Source organism: Salmonella sp. NW645 (assembly GCF_051703725.1).
Lineage (GTDB): Bacteria > Pseudomonadota > Gammaproteobacteria > Enterobacterales > Enterobacteriaceae > Salmonella > Salmonella enterica.
Genome location: NZ_JAMMKR010000004.1, coordinates 165,891 through 185,982, shown reverse-complemented (window position 1 = coordinate 185,982; position 20,092 = coordinate 165,891). Strand labels below are relative to the sequence as shown.

Sequence of the window (20,092 nt, the reverse complement as noted above, 5' to 3'; positions counted from 1 at the left end):
TAACAACGCTTATACCTTGGTGAGGATAAAGCATTAAGATGTGGCTATCGTAATGACCCATCAGGCAGTTGTCAGCAGGAATCACTGCCTGCGCTGTAACAAAATCCGCTCCCGTGTTAATTTTGTGAATAAATATCATTGCTGGAGTTAATCAAATGGATGCACTAGAACTGCTGGTCAACCGTCGTAGCGCCTCTCGTCTCGCAGAACCGGCGCCTGTCGGAGAGCAATTACAGAACATTCTGCGGGCGGGAATGCGTGTTCCCGATCATAAATCTCTACAGCCGTGGCGTTTTTTTGTGATTGAAGGAGAGGGGCGCGACCGCTTCAGCGCCGTGCTTGAACAAGGCGCTGTCGCTGCCGGGGGCGATGAGAAAGCGATCGAAAAAGCGCGTAATGCGCCGTTTCGCGCGCCGCTGATCATTACCGTGGTGGCGAAATGCGAAGAAAACCATAAGGTTCCAGTGTGGGAGCAGGAGATGTCTGCCGGATGCGCGGTGATGGCGATGCAAATGGCGGCGATTGCGCAAGGGTTTAATGGTATCTGGCGTAGCGGCGCATTAACGGAGAGCGCTATCGTGCGGGAAGCCTTTGAGTGCCGCCCGCAGGATAAAATTGTTGGTTTTCTCTATCTCGGCACGCCGCAGCTCAAAGCGTCAACGACGATCAGTACCCCCGACCCCACGCCGTTTGTGCGTTATTTCTGACGCTGAGGGATAAAACTGTCTGGATTCTGAGCAAAGGCGCGGTAATTCAGACAGTGATACTTACCACATCAGGGAATGAGCGCTACCATAGCGCGAATGCAATGACAGGAGATGTCCATGAGCGAGCAAGCCATTCGTTTAACGCAATACAGCCACGGCGCTGGTTGCGGTTGTAAAATTTCCCCTAAAGTGCTGGAGACTATCCTGCATAGCGAGCAGGCGAAGTTCGTCGACCCGAACCTGCTGGTGGGTAATGAAACCCGCGATGATGCGGCGGTTTACGATCTGGGTAATGGCACCAGTATTATCAGCACCACCGACTTCTTTATGCCGATAGTCGACAACCCGTTTGATTTTGGCCGCATTGCGGCAACAAACGCCATCAGCGATATTTTTGCGATGGGCGGCAAACCGATTATGGCGATCGCGATCCTTGGCTGGCCGATTAATACCCTGTCGCCCGATATTGCGCGTGAAGTGACCGAGGGGGGGCGTTTTGCCTGCCGTCAGGCCGGTATCGCGCTGGCGGGCGGACACTCTATTGACGCCCCGGAGCCGATCTTTGGTCTCGCGGTCACAGGCGTAGTGCCGACCGAACGGGTGAAGAAAAACAGTACCGCGCAGGCGGGATGCAAACTCTTTCTGACCAAACCGTTGGGGATTGGCGTGTTGACCACCGCCGAGAAAAAATCGCTGCTTAAGCCTGAACATCAGGGGCTGGCGACGGAAGTCATGTGTCGGATGAACATTGCTGGCGCGGCGTTTGCCAATATCGACGGCGTAAAAGCTATGACTGACGTTACCGGTTTTGGCCTGCTGGGGCACCTGAGCGAGATGTGCCAGGGCGCAGGCGTGCAGGCGCTGCTTTGCTATCAGGACATCCCTAAACTGCCGGGCGTGGAAGAGTATATTGCTCTGGGCGCCGTACCGGGCGGCACAGAGCGCAACTTCGCCAGCTATGGTCATTTGATGGGCGACATGTCGCGTGAAGTTCGTAGCCTGCTGTGCGATCCGCAAACGTCAGGCGGTCTGTTGTTGGCGGTAACGCCGGACGCCGAAGACGATGTTAAAGCCACCGCGGCGGAATTTGGTATCGATCTGACCGCGATTGGCGAACTGGTCGAGGCCCGCGGCGGTCGCGCTATGGTTGAGATTCGTTAACCTGATGCGGTTGTTTATTGCCGAAAAACCGAGTCTGGGGCGCGCCATTGCGGATGTGCTGCCAAAACCGCACCGTAAAGGCGATGGTTTTATTGAGTGCGGAAACGGGCAGGTCGTCACCTGGTGTATTGGTCATTTGCTGGAACAGGCGCAGCCGGATGCGTATGACAGCCGTTATGCGCGCTGGAATCTGGCTGACCTGCCTATCGTGCCGGAAAAATGGCAGCTTCAGCCTCGTCCTTCCGTCACCAAACAGCTCAATGTGATTAAGCGCTTTTTGCATCAAGCCGGTGAAATTATTCACGCCGGCGACCCGGATCGCGAAGGGCAGCTTCTGGTTGATGAAGTGCTGGATTATCTCCAGCTTCCTGCCGAAAAGCGCCAGCAGGTGCGGCGTTGTCTGATAAACGACCTTAACCCGCAGGCGGTCGAGCGTGCTATCGACAGGCTGCGGGCGAACAGCGACTTCGTGCCGCTGTGCGTCTCCGCGCTGGCGCGAGCGCGAGCGGACTGGCTGTATGGCATTAATATGACCCGCGCTTACACGATCCTGGGCCGGAATGCCGGCTATCAGGGCGTGTTATCCGTGGGACGCGTGCAGACGCCGGTACTGGGGCTGGTGGTGCGGCGAGACGAAGAGATTGAGAACTTCGTCGCCAAAGACTTCTTTGAAGTAAAGGCGCACATCGTTACGCCTGCCGACGAGCGTTTTACCGCTATCTGGCAGCCGAGCGAGGCGTGCGAACCTTATCAGGATGAAGAGGTGCGCTTGCTGCATCGTCCGCTGGCGGAGCATGTAGTGAACCGAATCAACGGTCAGCCCGCGCTGGTAACCAGTTATAATGATAAACGGGAATCAGAATCCGCGCCGCTGCCGTTTTCGCTCTCGACGCTACAGATTGAAGCCGCTAAACGTTTTGGCCTGAGCGCGCAAAACGTGCTTGATATTTGTCAGAAGCTATATGAAACCCACAAACTGATTACCTATCCGCGTTCCGACTGCCGTTATCTGCCGGAAGAACACTTTGCCGGACGGCAGGCGGTCATGAACGCGATTAGCGTCCACGCCCCGGATTTACTGCCGCAGCCTGTGGTTAATCCTGATACGCGCAATCGCTGCTGGGATGACAAAAAAGTGGATGCGCACCACGCGATTATCCCGACGGCGCGCAGTTCTTCTGTCCATCTGACGGAAAACGAAGCGAAAGTGTACACCCTGATTGCGCGTCAGTATCTGATGCAGTTCTGCCCGGACGCGGTGTTTCGTAAATGCGTTATTGAACTGGAAATCGCCAAAGGAAAATTTGTCGCCAAAGCGCGTTTTCTGGCGGAGGCCGGTTGGCGGACGTTACTGGGCAGTAAAGAGCGCGACGAGGAAAACGACGGTACGCCGCTGCCGGTTGTCGCCAAAGGTGATGAGTTGCTGTGTGAAAAGGGGGAAGTGGTCGAGCGCCAAACCCAGCCGCCGCGTCATTTCACCGATGCGACATTGCTTTCCGCGATGACCGGAATTGCCCGCTTCGTGCAGGATAAAGATCTGAAAAAGATCCTGCGCGCGACCGATGGGCTGGGGACGGAAGCCACGCGCGCCGGGATTATCGAGCTGCTGTTCAAACGTAGCTTTCTGACCAAAAAAGGGCGCTACATTCATTCTACCGATGCTGGCAAAGCGTTAATACATTCGCTGCCGGAAATGGCGGCCCGTCCAGATATGACCGCGCACTGGGAATCTGTTTTGACGCAAATCAGCGAAAAGCAGTGCCGTTACCAGGATTTCATGCAACCGCTGGTCGGCACGTTATATCAGCTGATCGATCAGGCTAAGCGCACGCCGGTGAAGCGCTTCAGAGGGATAGTCGCGCCAGGCGGTGGAGACAAGAAAAAGAGCGCGCCGCATAAGCGAGCGGGCAAAAAAAGCCCGCCTGCTGAGGAGACAGGCCGTCAGACCGAATAAGCGTAAAGCCATCTGGCCTGACGACGGGATTAAATGACGCCCTGCGCCAGCATGGCGTCGGCGACTTTCACGAAACCGGCGATGTTGGCGCCCTGAACGTAGTTGGTATGCTTATTATCGCCGCCGTACTCGACACAGGCGTGGTGGATATCCAGCATAATGTGATGCAGACGGGCGTCCACTTTCTCGGCTTTCCAGCTCAACCGCGCGGCGTTCTGCGCCATTTCCAGACCTGATGTCGCCACGCCGCCCGCGTTGGCGGCTTTACCCGGCGCAAACAGTACGCCCGCCTCAAGGAAGAGATCGGTCGCTTCAATCGTGGTTGGCATATTTGCCCCTTCCGCCACGGCTTTTACGCCATTGGCAATCAGTACACGCGCGGCGTCAACGTCCAGTTCGTTCTGCGTCGCGCATGGCAGGGCGATATCCACCGGTACGCTCCAGGGCTGCTGGCCTTCCAGATAGGTTAAGCCAAACTCACGGGCGTAGTCAGCGACGCGACCGTCACGGCTGGCTTTAATTTCACACAGACGCGCCAGCTTCTCTGGCGTGAAGCCACTTTCATCGACCACCGTCCCGCTCGAATCCGACGCGGTAACCACGCGCGCGCCAAAGGCCATCGCTTTCTCAATGGCGTATTGCGCTACGTTGCCGGAGCCGGACACGGCGACGCGCATCCCTTCGAAACCGAGACCATGACGTTTAAGCATCGCTTCGGTGAAGTAGACCAGGCCATAACCCGTTGCCTCCGGGCGAATCAGACTGCCGCCGAAGGAAAGCCCTTTGCCGGTGAAGACGCAGGCGCTGTTATTGGAAAGCTTGCGCATCATTCCCGCCATAAAGCCCACTTCGCGCCCGCCCACGCCGATATCCCCGGCAGGCACGTCGGTATCCGGCCCTAAATGGCGATACAGTTCAGTCATCAGCGCCTGGCAGAAACGCATCACTTCGCCTTCGCTTTTCCCTTTCGGATCAAAATCGCTGCCGCCTTTACCGCCGCCCATCGGCAACGTGGTGAGGGCATTTTTAAAGGTTTGCTCAAAGCCGAGGAACTTAAGGATGGAAAGGTTTACCGAAGGATGGAAGCGCATACCGCCTTTATAGGGGCCGATAGCAGAGTTGAACTGCACGCGCCAGGCGCGATTTACCTGCACCTGGTTTTTGTCGTCCAGCCACACTACGCGAAACTGAATTACGCGCTCTGGTTCAACCAAACGTTCCAGTAAAGACATGTGGCGGTAACGGGGGTTTTGTTCAAGAAACGGCCACAGGGTGGTCATGACTTCACGGACGGCTTGCGCGAACTCGGTTTGATGCGGGTCGCGCTTTTGTACATGGTTGAGGAACGATTCCAGAGAACATGTCTGATCCATAGATATAAAAACCTCTTATATATTAATGTGGTTGTATTTGCGTTTTATCAGAATATGTATTTGCAGTTTTCGACTATACCATCAGCAATGTGACGGTAAGCAAGAAAAAAATGACGCTGCTAAGTAAATTCATAACGGGGCGAGGGTCATAACTAAAAGCGATGACAAAAGAGGATTAAAGTTTTCACGGCGGCTTACCGTTATACTGAGAATATACTTAGAAAAATAAGGAAATTCTATGCGCCGAAGCCTCGTGGTCGCCGTGATGGCGATAATGCCAATGGTCGGGCTGGCAAACCAGAACAGTCGTCCTGATATTCAGGTGAATGTCCCGCCGGAAGTTTTCAGCACGCGCGGTCAGTCGTCCCAGCCCTGCATTCAGTGCTGCGTTTACCAGGATCAGAATTACTCCGAAGGCGCGGTAATAAAAGTGGAAGGCGTCGTGCTCCAGTGCCAGCGTGACGAAAAAACCATCAGCACGAATCCGTTAGTCTGGCGTCGCGTAAAGCCATAAACGCCTGCAATAGCGGAATATCCGCCGGGGCGAGGGGGTACTCCAGCGCCTCTTCCGGCGTACACCAGGCTAATGCCTGATGTTCCAGCGCACGTATCAGACCGTTAAACGCAGGCACATGCCAGGCGTGCAAATGTATTCGTCGGCCAGACACGTCGCGTTGATGGCTGGCGATATAGACGCCGGGCGTGGCGTCAATCCCTAACTCTTCGCGTAGCTCGCGGATAAGCGCCTGCGGCTGGGTTTCGCCGGGTTCGACTTTACCGCCGGCAAACTCCCATAAACCGGCTTGATCCGCATGATCTGGGCGCTGGGCCAGCAGAATTTTGCCGTCGCGTTCAATGATGGCGGCAACAACATCGAGTTTTTTTATCATTGTCGTTAAGGTCGTTATTCCTGCCGGGAAGCGTCGCGCTATCCCGGACTTACGGTTAATCAGAAAGCGGAATCAAACACGAAACGTCGCCCAGACCGGCGCATGGTCGGAGGGTTTTTCCATACTGCGAATGTCGTAGTCTATACCGGTTTCTGCGCAACGTTCGGCCAGCGGAGCGCTTGCCAGCAAGAGGTCGATGCGCAGCCCGCGATTATCCACGAAACCTTTTGAGCGGTAATCAAACCACGAAAATTTATCCATTGTTTGCGGATTCGCCTGACGGAACGTGTCCACTAATCCCCACTTCAGTAACCGTGACATCCATTCACGCTCCTCCGGCAGGAAGGAGCATTTACCGGTACGCAGCCAGCGTTTGCGGTTCTCTTCGCCGATGCCAATATCCAGATCGGTCGGGCTGATATTCATGTCGCCCATAATTAATACCGGATTATCACACTTGAGTTCCGTTTCAAGATAGTTTTGCAAGTTCTGATAAAACTGCGCTTTCGCGGGGAACTTCAACGGATGATCCCGGCTTTCCCCCTGCGGGAAATAGCCGTTAATGACGGTGATATTACCCAGCGGCGAGGGGATTTCCGCCATGATAATGCGGCGTTGCGCCTCTTCGCCATCATCCGGGAAACCGCGTCTGACGGAAATGGGCGTGGCTTTTGTTAGCAGCGCGACGCCGTAATGGCCTTTTTGTCCATGATAGAAAACGTTATAGCCCAGCTTCGCGACCTCTTCGAGCGGGAACATTTCGTCGTGGACTTTTGTCTCCTGTAGACCGATCACATCGGGCTGGTGTTTTTCGACAATCGCTTCAAGCTGATGGGGACGGGCGCGCAGGCCGTTGATATTAAAAGAGACAAATTTCATAGTCACTGCCACTTTGCAAGGTGAATCGTGTTGGGATGGTAACAGAAATTTTACCGGGTGACTGCCACTCATCGTCAGATTCGGCCAATGGAAGCGTATGGTGTTTTCTATAGCGCGAAAATGGCACGGTTTGCGTGCAGATGCGCCAGAACGGGGCGGTAATTTCCAGTAAATTTCGTATAAGATCACAATTCCAGAATTATATTTGGCAACTGAATAATATTTCGCTTTTTCCTCTTTTTAGCCACCGATTATGCGGAAATATTCACTTTTCATGCAGTAAAAGTGAATATCGCTACGCTGTAACCCATTGATTTACCGTTTATCACTTCTGTTTATGCAATGTTAACGCTGGCTGGCACGAATGCTGCAATCTACATTTACAGCGCAAACACTCATATTAATTAACATATAAATAACTTTATTTTTACCAAAAGAGGTCGCTATGTCTCTGTCAGTTACGCGTGAAAACTTTGATGAATGGATGGTGCCAGTATACGTTCCCGCGCCTTTTATTCCTGTACGCGGAGAAGGCTCACGCCTGTGGGATCAGCAGGGGAAAGAGTACATTGATTTTGCTGGCGGGATCGCGGTCAACGCTTTGGGACATGCGCATCCGGCGCTGCGCGAGGCGTTAAATGAACAGGCGAATCGCTTCTGGCATACCGGGAACGGTTACACCAATGAACCGGCGCTGAGACTGGCGAAAAAACTGATCGACGCGACCTTCGCCGAACGCGTTTTCTTTTGTAATTCAGGCGCTGAAGCAAATGAAGCAGCATTAAAACTGGCGCGCAAATATGCCCACGATCGTGTCGGCAATCATAAAAGCGGCATTGTGGCCTTTAAAAACGCGTTCCATGGCCGCACGCTCTTTACCGTCAGCGCTGGCGGTCAACCCACCTATTCACAGGACTTTGCGCCGCTGCCGCCGGATATTCGTCATGCAGCCTATAACGATCTGAACTCCGCCAGCGCGCTAATTGATGACAATACCTGCGCCGTGATCGTAGAGCCTGTGCAGGGCGAGGGCGGCGTGATCCCCGCCACGAAAGCTTTTTTGCAGGGGCTGCGTGAATTGTGCGACCGGCATCAGGCGTTACTGATTTTTGATGAGGTGCAGACGGGCGTCGGACGTACCGGCGAACTGTATGCATATATGCATTATGGCGTTACGCCCGATATCCTGACGACCGCTAAAGCGCTGGGCGGCGGCTTCCCGATCGGCGCGATGCTGACCACGCAAGACTATGCCAGCGTCATGACGCCAGGCACGCATGGCACCACCTACGGCGGTAATCCGCTGGCAACGGCAGTTGCCGGAAAAGTTCTGGATATCATCAATACGCCGGAGATGCAAAACGGCGTCAGACAGCGCCACGATGCGTTTATTGAACGTCTAAATACCATTAATGTACGTTTTGGCATGTTCAGTGAAATTCGCGGGCTGGGGCTACTGCTTGGCTGTGTGCTACAGACGGAGTTTGCCGGAAAAGCCAAACTCATCGCTCAGGAAGCGGCAAAAGCCGGCGTGATGGTGCTCATCGCCGGCGGCGACGTGGTGCGTTTTGCGCCAGCGTTAAATGTGAGCGACGAGGAGATAGCCACCGGGCTTGATCGTTTTGCCCTGGCGTGCGAACGCCTTCAGACGGGAGGCGCATCATGCGGGTGATTCGTCCTGTCGAACATGCGGATATCGCCGCGCTGATGCAGCTTGCAGGCAAAACGGGCGGCGGCTTAACCTCGCTACCGGCAAATGAAGCGACGCTGGCGGCCCGCATTGAACGCGCGCTAAAAACCTGGTCCGACGAGCTGCCAAAAGGCGAACAAGGGTATGTATTCGTTCTCGAGGACAGTGAAACGGGTGAGGTCGGCGGGATCTGCGCCATTGAGGTCGCGGTCGGTCTTAACGATCCCTGGTATAACTATCGTGTCGGTACGCTGGTTCATGCCTCCAAAGAGCTGAATGTATATAACGCGTTGCCAACATTATTCCTGAGTAATGATCATACCGGCAGCAGTGAGCTTTGCACGCTGTTTCTCGATCCCGAATGGCGTAAAGAGGGTAACGGCTACCTGTTGTCAAAATCGCGCTTTATGTTTATGGCCGCGTTTCGCGATAAATTCAATGAGAAAGTGGTGGCGGAAATGCGCGGCGTCATTGACGAGCACGGTTATTCTCCCTTCTGGCAAAGTCTCGGCAAACGCTTTTTTTCTATGGATTTCAGCCGGGCGGATTTTTTATGCGGTACCGGGCAAAAAGCGTTTATCGCCGAGCTGATGCCCAAACATCCTATTTATACCCACTTCTTATCTGAAGAGGCACAGGCCGTAATTGGCGAAGTCCACCCGCAAACGGCGCCAGCCCGCGCGGTGCTGGAAAAGGAAGGCTTTCGCTATCGCCACTATATCGACATCTTCGACGGCGGGCCGACGCTGGAGTGTGATATTGACCGCGTGCGGGCCATTCGTAAAAGCCGACTGGTGGAAGTCGCGGAAGGGCAACCCGCGCCTGGCGACTATCCGGCATGTCTGGTCGCCAATGAAAACTATCACCACTTTCGGGCCGCGCTGGTGCGTGCCGATCCGCAGACTTCACGACTTGTACTTACCGCCGCGCAGTTGGATGCGCTGAAATGTCGCGCGGGCGACCACGTTCGGCTGGTACGCCTTTGCGCTGAGGAGAAAACCGTATGACGCTATGGATAAACGGCGACTGGATAACCGGTCAGGGCGAACGCCGCCGCAAAACGAACCCGGTGAGCGCGGAGATACTTTGGCAGGGGAATGACGCTAATGCGGCACAGGTCGCCGAGGCCTGTCAGGCGGCGCGCGCGGCGTTTCCTCGTTGGGCCAGAGAGCCTTTTGCGGCACGACAGGCTATCGTAGAGAAATTTGCCGCCCTGCTGGAGGCGCATAAAGCCGAGCTCACGGAGGTCATCGCGCGTGAAACCGGTAAACCGCGCTGGGAGGCGGCAACCGAAGTGACGGCGATGATCAATAAGATTGCCATCTCGATTAAGGCTTACCATGCCAGAACAGGCGAACAAAAAAGCGAACTTGTCGATGGCGCCGCGACGTTGCGCCATCGTCCTCACGGTGTGCTGGCGGTATTCGGCCCTTATAACTTTCCCGGCCATTTACCGAATGGCCATATTGTGCCCGCGTTGCTGGCAGGCAATACGCTGATTTTCAAACCTAGCGAGCTAACGCCATGGACCGGGGAAACGGTAATAAAACTCTGGGAACAGGCGGGGCTACCGGCAGGCGTTCTTAATCTGGTGCAGGGCGGCCGGGAGACCGGACAAGCGCTGAGTTCGCTCGACGATCTCGACGGACTGCTGTTTACCGGCAGCGCCAGTACCGGATATCAGCTTCATCGCCAGCTATCCGGCCAGCCGGAAAAAATCCTGGCTCTTGAAATGGGCGGAAACAACCCGCTCATTATTGAGGTTGTGGCAAATATAGATGCGGCGGTACATCTGACGCTGCAATCGGCGTTTATTACCGCCGGACAGCGCTGTACCTGCGCGCGACGCCTTCTGGTAAAACAGGGTGCGCAGGGAGATGCATTTCTGGCGCGGCTGGTTGACGTCGCCGGACGTCTGCAGCCCGGCAGATGGGACGATGATCCGCAGCCGTTTATCGGCGGACTGATTTCAGCGCAGGCGGCACAGCATGTGATGGAGGCCTGGCGTCAACGAGAGGCATTAGGCGGTCGCACGCTACTGGCGCCGCGGAAGGTCAAAGAGGGAACCTCTCTGCTGACGCCTGGCATCATTGAGCTGACGGGCGTCGCGGATGTGCCGGATGAAGAGGTGTTTGGTCCGCTGCTGAGCGTCTGGCGTTATGCGCATTTCGATGAGGCGATTCGTCTGGCGAATAATACCCGTTTTGGTCTGTCGTGTGGGCTGGTGTCGACGGATCGCGCGCAGTTCGAACAGCTCTTGCTGGAGGCGCGGGCAGGGATCGTTAACTGGAATAAACCGCTCACCGGGGCAGCGAGTACTGCGCCGTTTGGTGGTGTCGGCGCGTCTGGCAACCATCGGCCCAGCGCCTGGTATGCCGCCGATTATTGCGCCTGGCCGATGGCCAGTCTGGAATCTCCCGAACTGACGTTGCCTGCGACATTAAGCCCCGGCCTCGACTTTTCTCGCAGGGAGGCGGTATGACGGCGCATGAAGTTAATTTTGACGGGCTGGTGGGGCTTACGCACCATTATGCCGGGCTATCCTTCGGCAATGAGGCATCGACCCGCCACCGTTTTCAGGTGTCGAATCCTCGTCTGGCGGTAAAGCAGGGGCTGCTAAAGATGAAGGCTTTGGCGGATGCCGGCTTTCCCCAGGCGGTGATCCCGCCGCATGAGCGGCCTTTTATTCCGGCGTTGCGTCAGCTCGGCTTCACGGGTAGCGATGAGCAGATTCTGGATAAGGTTGCGCGTCAGGCGCCACGCTGGCTTTCCAGCGTGAGTTCCGCGTCGCCAATGTGGGTTGCGAATGCGGCGACGGTTTGCCCATCGGCAGACGCGCTGGACGGGAAAGTTCACCTGACGGTGGCGAATTTAAACAATAAATTTCATCGCGCTCTGGAGGCACCTGTTACCGAAGCGCTGCTACGCGCCATATTTCGCGATGAAAGTCAGTTTTCAGTGCATAGCGCGTTACCGCAGGTCGCATTATTGGGAGATGAAGGCGCGGCGAATCATAACCGTCTTGGCGGCGAGTATGGTTCGGCAGGCGTGCAGCTTTTTGTCTATGGGCGCGAAGAGGAGAATGAAATACGACCCGCTCGTTATCCGGCGCGCCAGAGCCGCGAAGCCAGCGAGGCCGTGGCTCGTCTTAATCAGGTGAATCCGCAACAGGTTATCTTCGCTCAGCAAAACCCGGAGGTCATCGATCAAGGCGTATTCCATAATGATGTCATTGCCGTCTCGAATCGACAGGTATTGTTTTGTCACGAAGCGGCGTTTGCCCGGCAGAAAGTGCTCATTAATCAGTTGAGTACGTGCGTTGACGGTTTTATGGCGATAGAGGTGCCCGCCGGTGAGGTTTCTGTATCAGATGCTGTGGCGACCTACCTGTTTAATAGTCAGTTGTTAAGCCGTGACGACGGCTCAATGCTGTTAGTGTTGCCGCGGGAATGTCAGGACCATGTCGGCGTCTGGCGCTATCTGAATAAGCTGGTGGCGGAGGATAACCCCATCAGCGCGATGCAGGTGTTTGATTTGCGAGAAAGTATGGCCAACGGCGGCGGCCCGGCCTGTCTGCGATTACGCGTGGTGTTAACAGAAGAAGAACGACGGGCGGTGAATCCAGCGGTAATGATGAATGACGCTCTGTTTACGGCCCTTAACGCGTGGGCGGATCGTTATTATCGCGATCGCCTGACCGCCGCCGATCTGGCCGATCCGTTATTATTGCGAGAAGGCCGGGAGGCGCTGGATGTGTTAACGCGTCTGCTGGATTTGGGGTCGGTTTATCCTTTCCAGCAAACGGGGGCGGCTGATGGATAACTTTCTGGCGTTGACGCTAAGCGGCACGACACCACGGGTGACGCAGGGGAAGGGCGCGGGTTTTCGCTGGCGCTGGTTAGGCCATGGTCTGCTTGAACTCACGCCCGATGCGCCGGTCGACCGCGCGTTAATTCTTTCTGCGGGGATACACGGCAATGAAACCGCGCCGGTCGAGATGCTGGATAAGCTGCTGTCGGCGCTGTTTTCAGGCAGCTTGATGTTAACGTGGCGAGTGCTGGTGGTACTCGGCAATCCGCAGGCGCTGGCGGCGGGAATACGCTATTGTCACAGCGATATGAACCGTATGTTTGGCGGGCGTTGGCAGTCCTTTGCCGAAAGCGATGAAACGCGGCGGGCGCGTGAGCTGGAGCTAAGTCTGGAGACCTTCTTTTCCTCTGGTCAGGCGCGGGTACGCTGGCATCTGGATCTGCATACCGCCATTCGTGGCTCGCATCATTTGCGTTTTGGCGTATTGCCGCAGCGCGACCGCCCGTGGGAGACAGATTTTCTGGCATGGCTGGGCGCGGCAGGACTGGAGGCGTTGGTATTTCATCAGGCGCCCGGCGGTACGTTTACGCACTTTAGCTCTGAACATTTCGGCGCGCTTTCCTGTACGCTGGAGTTGGGAAAGGCGTTGCCGTTTGGGCAAAACGATCTGACGCAGTTCAGCGTAACCTCGCAGGCGTTGTCGGCGCTGTTGAGCGGTGTCGAAACGTCAACCTCGTCTTCTCCGCCGCTACGCTATCGGGTGGTGTCGCAAATCACGCGTCACAGCGATAAGTTCACGCTTTATATGGATGCGCAAACGCTGAATTTTACTGCCTTTGCGAAGGGAACGTTGCTGGCCGAGGAGGGGGATAAGCGTGTGACGGTGACGCATGACATTGAATATGTTCTCTTTCCTAATCCCTCTGTCGCCTGCGGATTGCGGGCTGGATTAATGCTGGAAAGACTGCCTTGATAAATGTCCCTGTAAGCTCACGTTAGGATTACAGGGATGATTTGGGACACAGTTTCATGCTATTACGGATTATTCCTGGAGAATTGCTTTATTAATAAGCGTTGCTGCGTTATAGTTCTGCATAATTTCTGCTATATCATGCTACTGTATATTTATCTTTCAACTCTGCGCAATTTATTCTTTTTTTCTTCACAATTGGCGAAAAAGTGTTTTTTATACTTTCATTGTTTTACCGTTGTTATGACTAATTGACGCTAAGACGGTTAAAGTTAATCACGACAACACGGCGCTGTTTTAAATATGCCGTAAAAATAACTGAAAGGAAGGATGGAAATATGCGTAAACTGACTGCTCTATTTGTTGCCTCTACCCTGGCGATGGGTGCTGCGAATCTGGCTCATGCCGCTGAGACTACCACCGCCGCGCCAGCGGATGCGAAGCCAATGATGCAGCATAAAGGTAAATTTGGCCCACATCACGATATGATGTTTAAAAACCTGAACCTGACAGACGCACAGAAGCAACAAATTCGCGACATTATGAAAGCGCAGCGCGAGCAAATGAAACGTCCGCTGCTGGAAGAGCGTCGCGCCATGCATGATATTATTGCCAGCGATACCTTCGATAAAGCCAAAGCCGAAGCGCAAATTACGAAAATGGAAGCGCAGCGCAAGGCCAATATGCTGGCGCATATGGAAACCCAGAATAAAATTTATAACGTTCTGACGCCGGAGCAGAAAAAGCAATATAACGCTAATTTTGAGAAGCGTCTGACAGAACGCCCGGCGCAAGAAGGTAAAATGCCTGCTGCGGCAGAATAACTTTCCGCATAATTTAAGACCGCCGGTCTTGTCGACAACACAATCGTTGAGGTGGACAGGATCGGCGGTTTTCTTTATGACTGGCGACAGTCGGTGTGCAGTTCAATGATCTCATATTGACCTGACATTAGTGGCTTACAGAGAATTTTATAGCCATCCTGATCAAAGCCCGCAGGGGTGCGCACCAGGGTGGCGGCCTCATCCAGCGAGGGGACCGCCCCCAGCCATAACCAGTTGTTGATAATATGGAACTGGGTCATTTGCGGGCGGCTCTCTTTTAACGCGATAGCGCCTTTCCAGGGCCAGCAAACCACACGTAACCGTTCCAGCGAGGCCTGCAGACGAAGAAAATGCGCCTGCGGGGTTTCTTGCCCACAGCACGCGCCAGCGCAGCGCTTCAGAGCGAAACGAAAACAGGCGCGCCCACGGCTTACCGGTTCAAGCCCCAGCAGGCCATAACACAATTTTTGTTCATCGGCGAGGTTCTGTAAGCTTTGCAGCGCCGCCCGACGGTTGGCGAAGAGCCCAAACAGGTTCGGCTCATGGGAAAAATCGACGCTGCGGGCGGAAACGACCTCAATCTTTTGTTCGCTCAACTGTAGAGAGCAAAGCTGGCGATTACGCCGTAACCGCTTGTTAAACAGCGGCTGTTGTTCTTTGATCAGCCGCGCCTCCAGCAGCAACGCGCCCATTTCCCCAGCGGTGCAGATCCAGCTTATCCGCCGCGCCTGTCGCAGCATAGCGGCCTCGTCAGGCGTTCGCAGATGTGAGAGCACCCGGCTGCGAATATTTACGCTTTTACCGATATAAAGCGGCAGCGTATCGCTTTCGCTATGAAATATATAGACGCCCGGTAAGGCTGGCGCTTCGCTGAGGAAAGGACGTAAATGTTCTGGATATTCGTAAATGGCCGCCGCTTCAAACTCAAGGCGGGGGGCTGATTGACGCCGTACCACAGTGATCTCCGTTAACTGGTTATTCATCCAGTATAACAGCGGATGGGTGATTAAAAAAGAGGCTGGGAAGAGAGGAGGCCGGATAGACGAGCGATATCCGGCGCAACAGTAGAAGTACGCTTACTTTTTCCAAAAGTCGTCGAATACCGTAATCGGTAAACGGCGCTTATGTTCAGTTTTTACATACCAGCCTTCGATAGTTTTAGCGATGGCGGGGTCCAGCGTTTTGCCTTCCAGGTAATCGTCAATATTGTCATACGTTACGCCCAGCGCGGCTTCATCAGGTAGTGAAGGGCGGTCGTCTTCCAAATCGGCGGTGGGGACTTTTTTATACAGATGCTCAGGACAGCCCAGCTCTGCGAGAAGCTGTTTGCCCTGGCGTTTGTTAAGGCGATGAAGCGGGTTAATGTCGGTACCGCCATCGCCATATTTGGTGAAGAACCCGGTTATCGCTTCCGCCGCATGGTCGGTGCCCACCACGACGCCGTGAGTCATACCGGCGATGCTATATTGCGCTTTCATTCGCTCACGCGCTTTTTCATTGCCGCGAACAAAATCGCTCAGCTCAATTCCCGCTTCGCGCAGCGCCTGCTCGCTGGCGAGGACGGCGCCTTTAATATTGACGGTGAGTACTCTGTCCGGCTGAATAAAAGCAATGGCGTCCTGGCAATCCTGTTCATCGGCCTGTACGCCATAAGGCAGACGAACGGCGATAAACTGCAGCGCATTATCACCAGTCTCTTCCCGCAATTCGGCGATAGCCATCTGGCTGAGTTTCCCGGCCAGCGTCGAATCCTGCCCGCCGCTAATGCCTAACACCAGCGATTTCAAAAAGGGATAGGTTTTCAGGTACGCTTTAAGAAAATCCACGCTGCGGCGAATTTCTTCTTCAGGGTTGATATGTGGTTTCGCGCCAAGCGCCTGGATTATCTCTTGCTGCAGAGTCATTTAACCCCCTTCGACATTAAAAAAATGAATCTTTACCCTGTTAAAGCTAACCCTTCGCCGCTGAAACGACAAGGTTTGGCGGGCTAAGCGGTGTTTAAAACAACATATCGCCGCGTTAGAGAATTTTCCGAAAGGCTTTTTGTGGCGGGTCGCGGCTTGAAAAATATTCTGATGTATTCCAGGCTTACATAACACGCTGATAAACAAGAGGACGGAAAATGAACAAGAACGTAGCAGGAATTTTAAGCGCAGCGGCGGTAATGACTATGCTGGCAGGCTGTACGGCGTATGATCGTACAAAAGACCAATTTGTTGAGCCTGTCGTTAAAGATGTTAAAAAAGGAATGAGCAGGGCACAGGTTGCGCAGATTGCGGGCAAACCGTCATCTGAAGTGAGCATGATTCATGCGCGCGGTACCTGTCAGACCTACATCCTGGGTCAACGTGATGGTAAAGCGGAAACCTACTTTGTTGCGCTGGATGATACCGGGCACGTGATTAACTCCGGCTACCAGACCTGTGCGGAGTACGACACTGACCCACAGGCGCCGAAGCAGTAACAACTGTACATTGCCTGAACATTCAAGGAAACCGGCCTGCGAGCCGGTTTTTTTGTGCCTGCAATAACCTTATTTATTATCGCGAATTATTTGCCCGAAATGTGAGGGGGGTCATAACGCCAGGTCAATGAGAGACAATTTAGTGGGTCAAGGAAATACCATCCGGCGGTCCGATCCCGTATACTCATTTCAGCCACCTAAAAAAGTAAATCCGGTTACGCAAGTCGCCCAGAGTATGGATGCAGGTTGAGGCGTGCGGCGTATCTGGTTGACAGATAATCGCACATGAGGAAGGTTTTTATGGAAAAGAAACACATTTATCTGTTTTGTTCTGCGGGCATGTCAACATCGTTACTGGTATCAAAAATGCGCGCTCAGGCTGAAAAATATGAAGTACCGGTTATTATTGAAGCATTCCCTGAAACCCTGGCCGGTGAAAAAGGCCCGGCAGCGGACGTCGTGTTATTAGGCCCGCAAATTGCTTATATGCTCCCCGAAATTCAGCGTTTATTACCCGGTAAACCGGTAGAAGTCATTGATTCAATGTTGTACGGCAAGGTAGATGGTTTAGGCGTGCTTAAAGCTGCGGTAGCGGCAATTAAAAAAGCCGCCGCGAATTAATTATTTTTTAATTTTTCCCGTCAAAGAGTTATTTCATACACTAACCGCAATATTTTATTGCGGTATTTAAGGGTATTTTTCTATGAGTAACGTCATTGCTTCACTTGAAAAGGTACTCCTTCCTTTTGCTGTAAAAATAGGAAAGCAGCCACACGTTAATGCAATCAAGAACGGCTTTATTCGTTTAATGCCATTAACCCTTGCGGGGGCGATGTTTGTATTAATTAATAACGTTTTCCTGAGCTTTGGGGAGGGGTCGTTTTTTTATTCCATGGGCATTCGGCTTGATGCCTCAACCATTGAAACACTTAATGGATTGAAAGGCATCGGCGGGAACGTCTATAACGGCACATTGGGCATTATGTCGCTCATGGCGCCATTTTTTATCGGCATGGCGTTGGCGGAAGAGCGCAAGGTTGATGCGCTGGCCGCCGGACTGCTCTCCGTGGCGGCATTTATGACCGTAACGCCGTATAGTGTCGGCGAGGCCTATGCCGTAGGCGCAAACTGGCTGGGCGGCGCGAATATTATCTCCGGTATTATTATTGGCCTGGTGGTCGCGGAGATGTTTACATTTATTGTCCGGCGCAACTGGGTGATTAAACTACCGGACAGCGTACCGGCTTCGGTGTCTCGTTCATTCTCAGCATTAATTCCCGGCTTTATTATTCTCTCTATTATGGGGATTATTGCCTGGGCGCTGTCTAATTACGGTTCTAACTTCCATCAGATTATTATGGACACTATCTCTACGCCGCTGGCATCGCTGGGTAGCGTGGTAGGGTGGGCATATGTCATTTTTGTACCGCTGCTGTGGTTCTTTGGTATTCATGGTTCGCTGGCGCTGACCGCGCTGGACAGCGGCATCATGACGCCCTGGGCGCTGGAAAACATCTCTATTTACCAGCAGTATGGCTCCGTCGATGCGGCGCTGGAAGCCGGTAAAACGTTCCATATCTGGGCGAAACCGATGCTGGATTCTTATATCTTCCTCGGTGGTAGCGGCGCAACGCTGGGTCTGATCATCGCTATCTTCCTCGCATCTCGTCGCGCGGACTATCGCCAGGTGGCAAAACTGGCGCTGCCGTCAGGTATCTTCCAGATTAACGAACCCATCCTGTTTGGTCTGCCGATTATTATGAACCCGGTGATGTTTATCCCCTTTATTCTGGTACAACCGATTCTGGCGGCGATTACGCTGGTGGCTTACTATTTGGGTATTATTCCGCCGATTACCAATATTGCGCCGTGGACCATGCCAACCGGGCTGGGGGCGTTCTTTAACACCAACGGCAGTGTCGCCGCGTTGCTGGTTGCGCTATTTAACCTGGCGGTCGCTACCCTGATTTATCTCCCCTTCGTGGTGGTGGCTAACAAAGCGCAGAACGCCATCGAGCAGGAAGAAAGCGAAGAAGATATCGCTAACGCACTGAAATTCTAAACTCCGCGCCGGCATGGGATGCCATGCCGGGCTGAATCAGAGGAAAGACTATGTTTGATCTTGAAAATGTTGTAGATAACCAGACAGCGGCTGAGGAACTCGAAGAAGTCGTTATGGGGCTTATCATCAATTCTGGTCAGGCGCGCAGCCTGGCATATGGCGCGCTCAGAAAAGCGAAAGAAGGCGATTTTGAGGCGGCGAAAGCGATGATGGACCAGTCGCGCATAGCGCTCAATGAAGCGCATCTTGTGCAGACAAAACTCATCGAAGGCGATCAGGGCGAAGGCAAAATGAAAGTCAGTCTGGTCCTGGTTCACGCTCAGGATCATTTGATGACCTCAATGCTGGCTCGTGAACTGATCGCTGAGTTGATTGAGCTCCATGAGAAACTGAAATAACAGGGGGCGGATGATGCAGCTACAGGTTAACGCAACGGAAATCAAAACGGTTTATGAGCAGCAGCTCTTCAATGGCAAAAATTTCCATGTGTTTATCTATAACAAGACGGAAAGCGTCACCGGGCTGCATCAGCACGACTATTATGAATTTACCCTGGTATTAACCGGACGTTATTACCAGGAGATTAACGGGAAGCGTGTGCTGCTGGAACGTGGAGATTTTGTTTTTATCCCGGTGGGGTCGAACCACCAAAGTTTCTATGAGTTTGGCGCAACGCGTATTCTGAACGTAGGAATTAGTAAACGTTTTTTTGAACAGCATTATCTTCCGTTACTGCCGTTTTGTTTTGTGGCATCGCAGGTATACAGGGCGAATAGCACCTTCCTTACCTATATTGAAACGGTGATTGCGTCGTTGAACTTTCGCGGTAATGGGCTCGACGAATTTATTGAAGTGGTGACATTTTATATTATAAACCGCTTACGTCATTACCGCGAAGAGCAGGTTTATGATGATATTCCACAATGGCTGAAAGCAACCGTGGAGATAATGCATGATAAAACGCAGTTTGGCGAACATGCGCTGGAAAATATGGTGCGCCTGTCGGCAAAATCCCAGGAGTATCTGACGCGCGCCACCCGACGTTATTACAGCAAAACGCCGATGCAAATCATTAATGAGATTCGCATTAATTTTGCCAAGAAACAGTTGGAAATGACCAACTATTCGGTTACGGATATTGCTTATGAAGCCGGGTATAGCAGTCCAAGTCTGTTTATTAAAACGTTTAAGAAGATGACCTCATTCACACCGAATAGTTATCGGAAGCGATTGACGGAAATTAATGAGTAACGGTTTACATTGCTCGATTAGTTACATTTCACGCTTGCCCCAATAGCGCGGGGAACG

The 20,092-nt window shown here is 53.4% G+C and carries 20 protein-coding genes; 15 read left to right on the top strand and 5 right to left on the bottom strand.

Features of this window, described 5'->3' with window-relative positions; translation table 11 throughout:
- Positions 1 to 155 precede the first annotated feature (155 nt).
- The 3 genes from NA389_RS10440 to topB all read left to right on the top strand — a co-directional run bounded on the left by NA389_RS10440 (position 156) and on the right by topB (position 3,822).
- The gene (locus tag NA389_RS10440; protein ID WP_000339313.1) at positions 156 to 707 is read left to right on the top strand and encodes an NAD(P)H nitroreductase; all 552 of its coding nucleotides are present in this window, start codon (positions 156 to 158) and stop codon (positions 705 to 707) included.
- A gap of 117 nt (positions 708 to 824) precedes the next feature.
- Positions 825 to 1,868 carry a selenide, water dikinase SelD gene (gene selD, locus NA389_RS10435; protein WP_001294888.1) on the top strand — a complete coding sequence of 348 codons (1,044 nt, stop codon included), beginning with the start codon at positions 825 to 827 and terminating at the stop codon, positions 1,866 to 1,868.
- Between the two features lie 4 nt (positions 1,869 to 1,872).
- The gene (topB, locus tag NA389_RS10430) at positions 1,873 to 3,822 is read left to right on the top strand and encodes a DNA topoisomerase III (RefSeq protein WP_079917080.1); all 1,950 of its coding nucleotides are present in this window, start codon (positions 1,873 to 1,875) and stop codon (positions 3,820 to 3,822) included.
- 29 nt (positions 3,823 to 3,851) lie between these two features.
- Here topB and gdhA read toward each other — a convergent pair whose 3' ends face one another.
- The gene (gene gdhA, locus NA389_RS10425; RefSeq protein WP_000372865.1) at positions 3,852 to 5,195 is read right to left on the bottom strand and encodes an NADP-specific glutamate dehydrogenase; all 1,344 of its coding nucleotides are present in this window, start codon (positions 5,193 to 5,195) and stop codon (positions 3,852 to 3,854) included.
- Between the two features lie 238 nt (positions 5,196 to 5,433).
- On the opposite strand from gdhA, the gene NA389_RS10420 reads away from it, so the two are divergent.
- A complete protein-coding gene (locus tag NA389_RS10420) occupies positions 5,434 to 5,709 on the top strand; it encodes a YnjH family protein (RefSeq protein WP_001254683.1) in 276 nt (91 codons plus the stop codon).
- Here the strand turns inward: NA389_RS10420 and NA389_RS10415 are convergent.
- Together NA389_RS10415 and xthA are read right to left on the bottom strand one after the other, a co-directional pair.
- Complete coding sequence (locus NA389_RS10415; RefSeq protein WP_000592141.1) at positions 5,669 to 6,085, bottom strand: pyrimidine (deoxy)nucleoside triphosphate diphosphatase; 417 nt, start codon at positions 6,083 to 6,085, stop codon at positions 5,669 to 5,671. The genes NA389_RS10420 and NA389_RS10415 overlap by 41 nt on opposite strands.
- A 72-nt stretch (positions 6,086 to 6,157) precedes the next feature.
- Positions 6,158 to 6,964: an exodeoxyribonuclease III gene (gene xthA, locus NA389_RS10410; protein ID WP_000673954.1), complete on the bottom strand. Its 807-nt coding sequence runs from the start codon at positions 6,962 to 6,964 to the stop codon at positions 6,158 to 6,160.
- A 445-nt stretch (positions 6,965 to 7,409) separates the two neighbouring features.
- Here xthA and astC point away from each other — a divergent pair, with 445 nt between their 5' ends.
- The 6 genes from astC (at position 7,410) to spy (ending at position 14,258) form a co-directional block, all read left to right on the top strand.
- Positions 7,410 to 8,636: a succinylornithine/acetylornithine transaminase gene (gene astC, locus NA389_RS10405; protein ID WP_000059506.1), complete on the top strand. Its 1,227-nt coding sequence runs from the start codon at positions 7,410 to 7,412 to the stop codon at positions 8,634 to 8,636.
- Positions 8,627 to 9,661, top strand: a complete 1,035-nt coding sequence (gene astA / locus NA389_RS10400) for an arginine N-succinyltransferase (RefSeq protein WP_001263885.1) — start codon at positions 8,627 to 8,629, stop codon at positions 9,659 to 9,661. Before astC ends, astA begins: the two co-directional genes overlap by 10 nt.
- Positions 9,658 to 11,136 (top strand): succinylglutamate-semialdehyde dehydrogenase, encoded by a 1,479-nt coding sequence (gene astD, locus NA389_RS10395; RefSeq protein ID WP_079917079.1) that lies wholly within the window; start codon positions 9,658 to 9,660, stop codon positions 11,134 to 11,136. Before astA ends, astD begins: the two co-directional genes overlap by 4 nt.
- Positions 11,133 to 12,476: an N-succinylarginine dihydrolase gene (gene astB, locus NA389_RS10390; RefSeq protein ID WP_000123953.1), complete on the top strand. Its 1,344-nt coding sequence runs from the start codon at positions 11,133 to 11,135 to the stop codon at positions 12,474 to 12,476. The genes astD and astB overlap by 4 nt, the downstream gene beginning before the upstream one ends.
- Positions 12,469 to 13,437, top strand: a complete 969-nt coding sequence (gene astE, locus NA389_RS10385) for a succinylglutamate desuccinylase (RefSeq protein ID WP_000368447.1) — start codon at positions 12,469 to 12,471, stop codon at positions 13,435 to 13,437. The genes astB and astE overlap by 8 nt, the downstream gene beginning before the upstream one ends.
- A 335-nt stretch (positions 13,438 to 13,772) precedes the next feature.
- Complete coding sequence (gene spy / locus NA389_RS10380) at positions 13,773 to 14,258, top strand: ATP-independent periplasmic protein-refolding chaperone Spy (RefSeq protein ID WP_001228998.1); 486 nt, start codon at positions 13,773 to 13,775, stop codon at positions 14,256 to 14,258.
- Between the two features lie 74 nt (positions 14,259 to 14,332).
- On the opposite strand, the gene cho is transcribed toward spy, so the two are convergent.
- Positions 14,333 to 15,214 (bottom strand): excinuclease Cho, encoded by an 882-nt coding sequence (gene cho / locus NA389_RS10375; RefSeq protein ID WP_001518228.1) that lies wholly within the window; start codon positions 15,212 to 15,214, stop codon positions 14,333 to 14,335.
- A 120-nt stretch (positions 15,215 to 15,334) separates the two neighbouring features.
- Positions 15,335 to 16,162, bottom strand: a complete 828-nt coding sequence (gene nadE / locus NA389_RS10370; RefSeq protein ID WP_000174985.1) for an ammonia-dependent NAD(+) synthetase — start codon at positions 16,160 to 16,162, stop codon at positions 15,335 to 15,337.
- A gap of 218 nt (positions 16,163 to 16,380) precedes the next feature.
- Here nadE and osmE point away from each other — a divergent pair, with 218 nt between their 5' ends.
- The 5 genes from osmE to chbR all read left to right on the top strand — a co-directional run bounded on the left by osmE (position 16,381) and on the right by chbR (position 20,035).
- Entirely contained in the window at positions 16,381 to 16,722 is a 342-nt protein-coding gene (osmE, locus tag NA389_RS10365; RefSeq protein ID WP_001039301.1) for an osmotically-inducible lipoprotein OsmE, read from the top strand.
- 300 nt (positions 16,723 to 17,022) lie between these two features.
- Complete coding sequence (chbB, locus tag NA389_RS10360; protein WP_000412161.1) at positions 17,023 to 17,343, top strand: PTS N,N'-diacetylchitobiose transporter subunit IIB; 321 nt, start codon at positions 17,023 to 17,025, stop codon at positions 17,341 to 17,343.
- 82 nt (positions 17,344 to 17,425) lie between these two features.
- Positions 17,426 to 18,784, top strand: coding sequence for a PTS N,N'-diacetylchitobiose transporter subunit IIC (gene chbC / locus NA389_RS10355; RefSeq protein WP_000073063.1), 1,359 nt, complete (start codon positions 17,426 to 17,428; stop codon positions 18,782 to 18,784).
- 50 nt (positions 18,785 to 18,834) lie between these two features.
- A complete protein-coding gene (gene chbA, locus NA389_RS10350) occupies positions 18,835 to 19,182 on the top strand; it encodes a PTS N,N'-diacetylchitobiose transporter subunit IIA (RefSeq protein WP_000459883.1) in 348 nt (115 codons plus the stop codon).
- 10 nt (positions 19,183 to 19,192) lie between these two features.
- Entirely contained in the window at positions 19,193 to 20,035 is an 843-nt protein-coding gene (chbR, locus tag NA389_RS10345) for a transcriptional regulator ChbR (protein WP_000983393.1), read from the top strand.
- Positions 20,036 to 20,092: the final 57 nt, after the last annotated feature.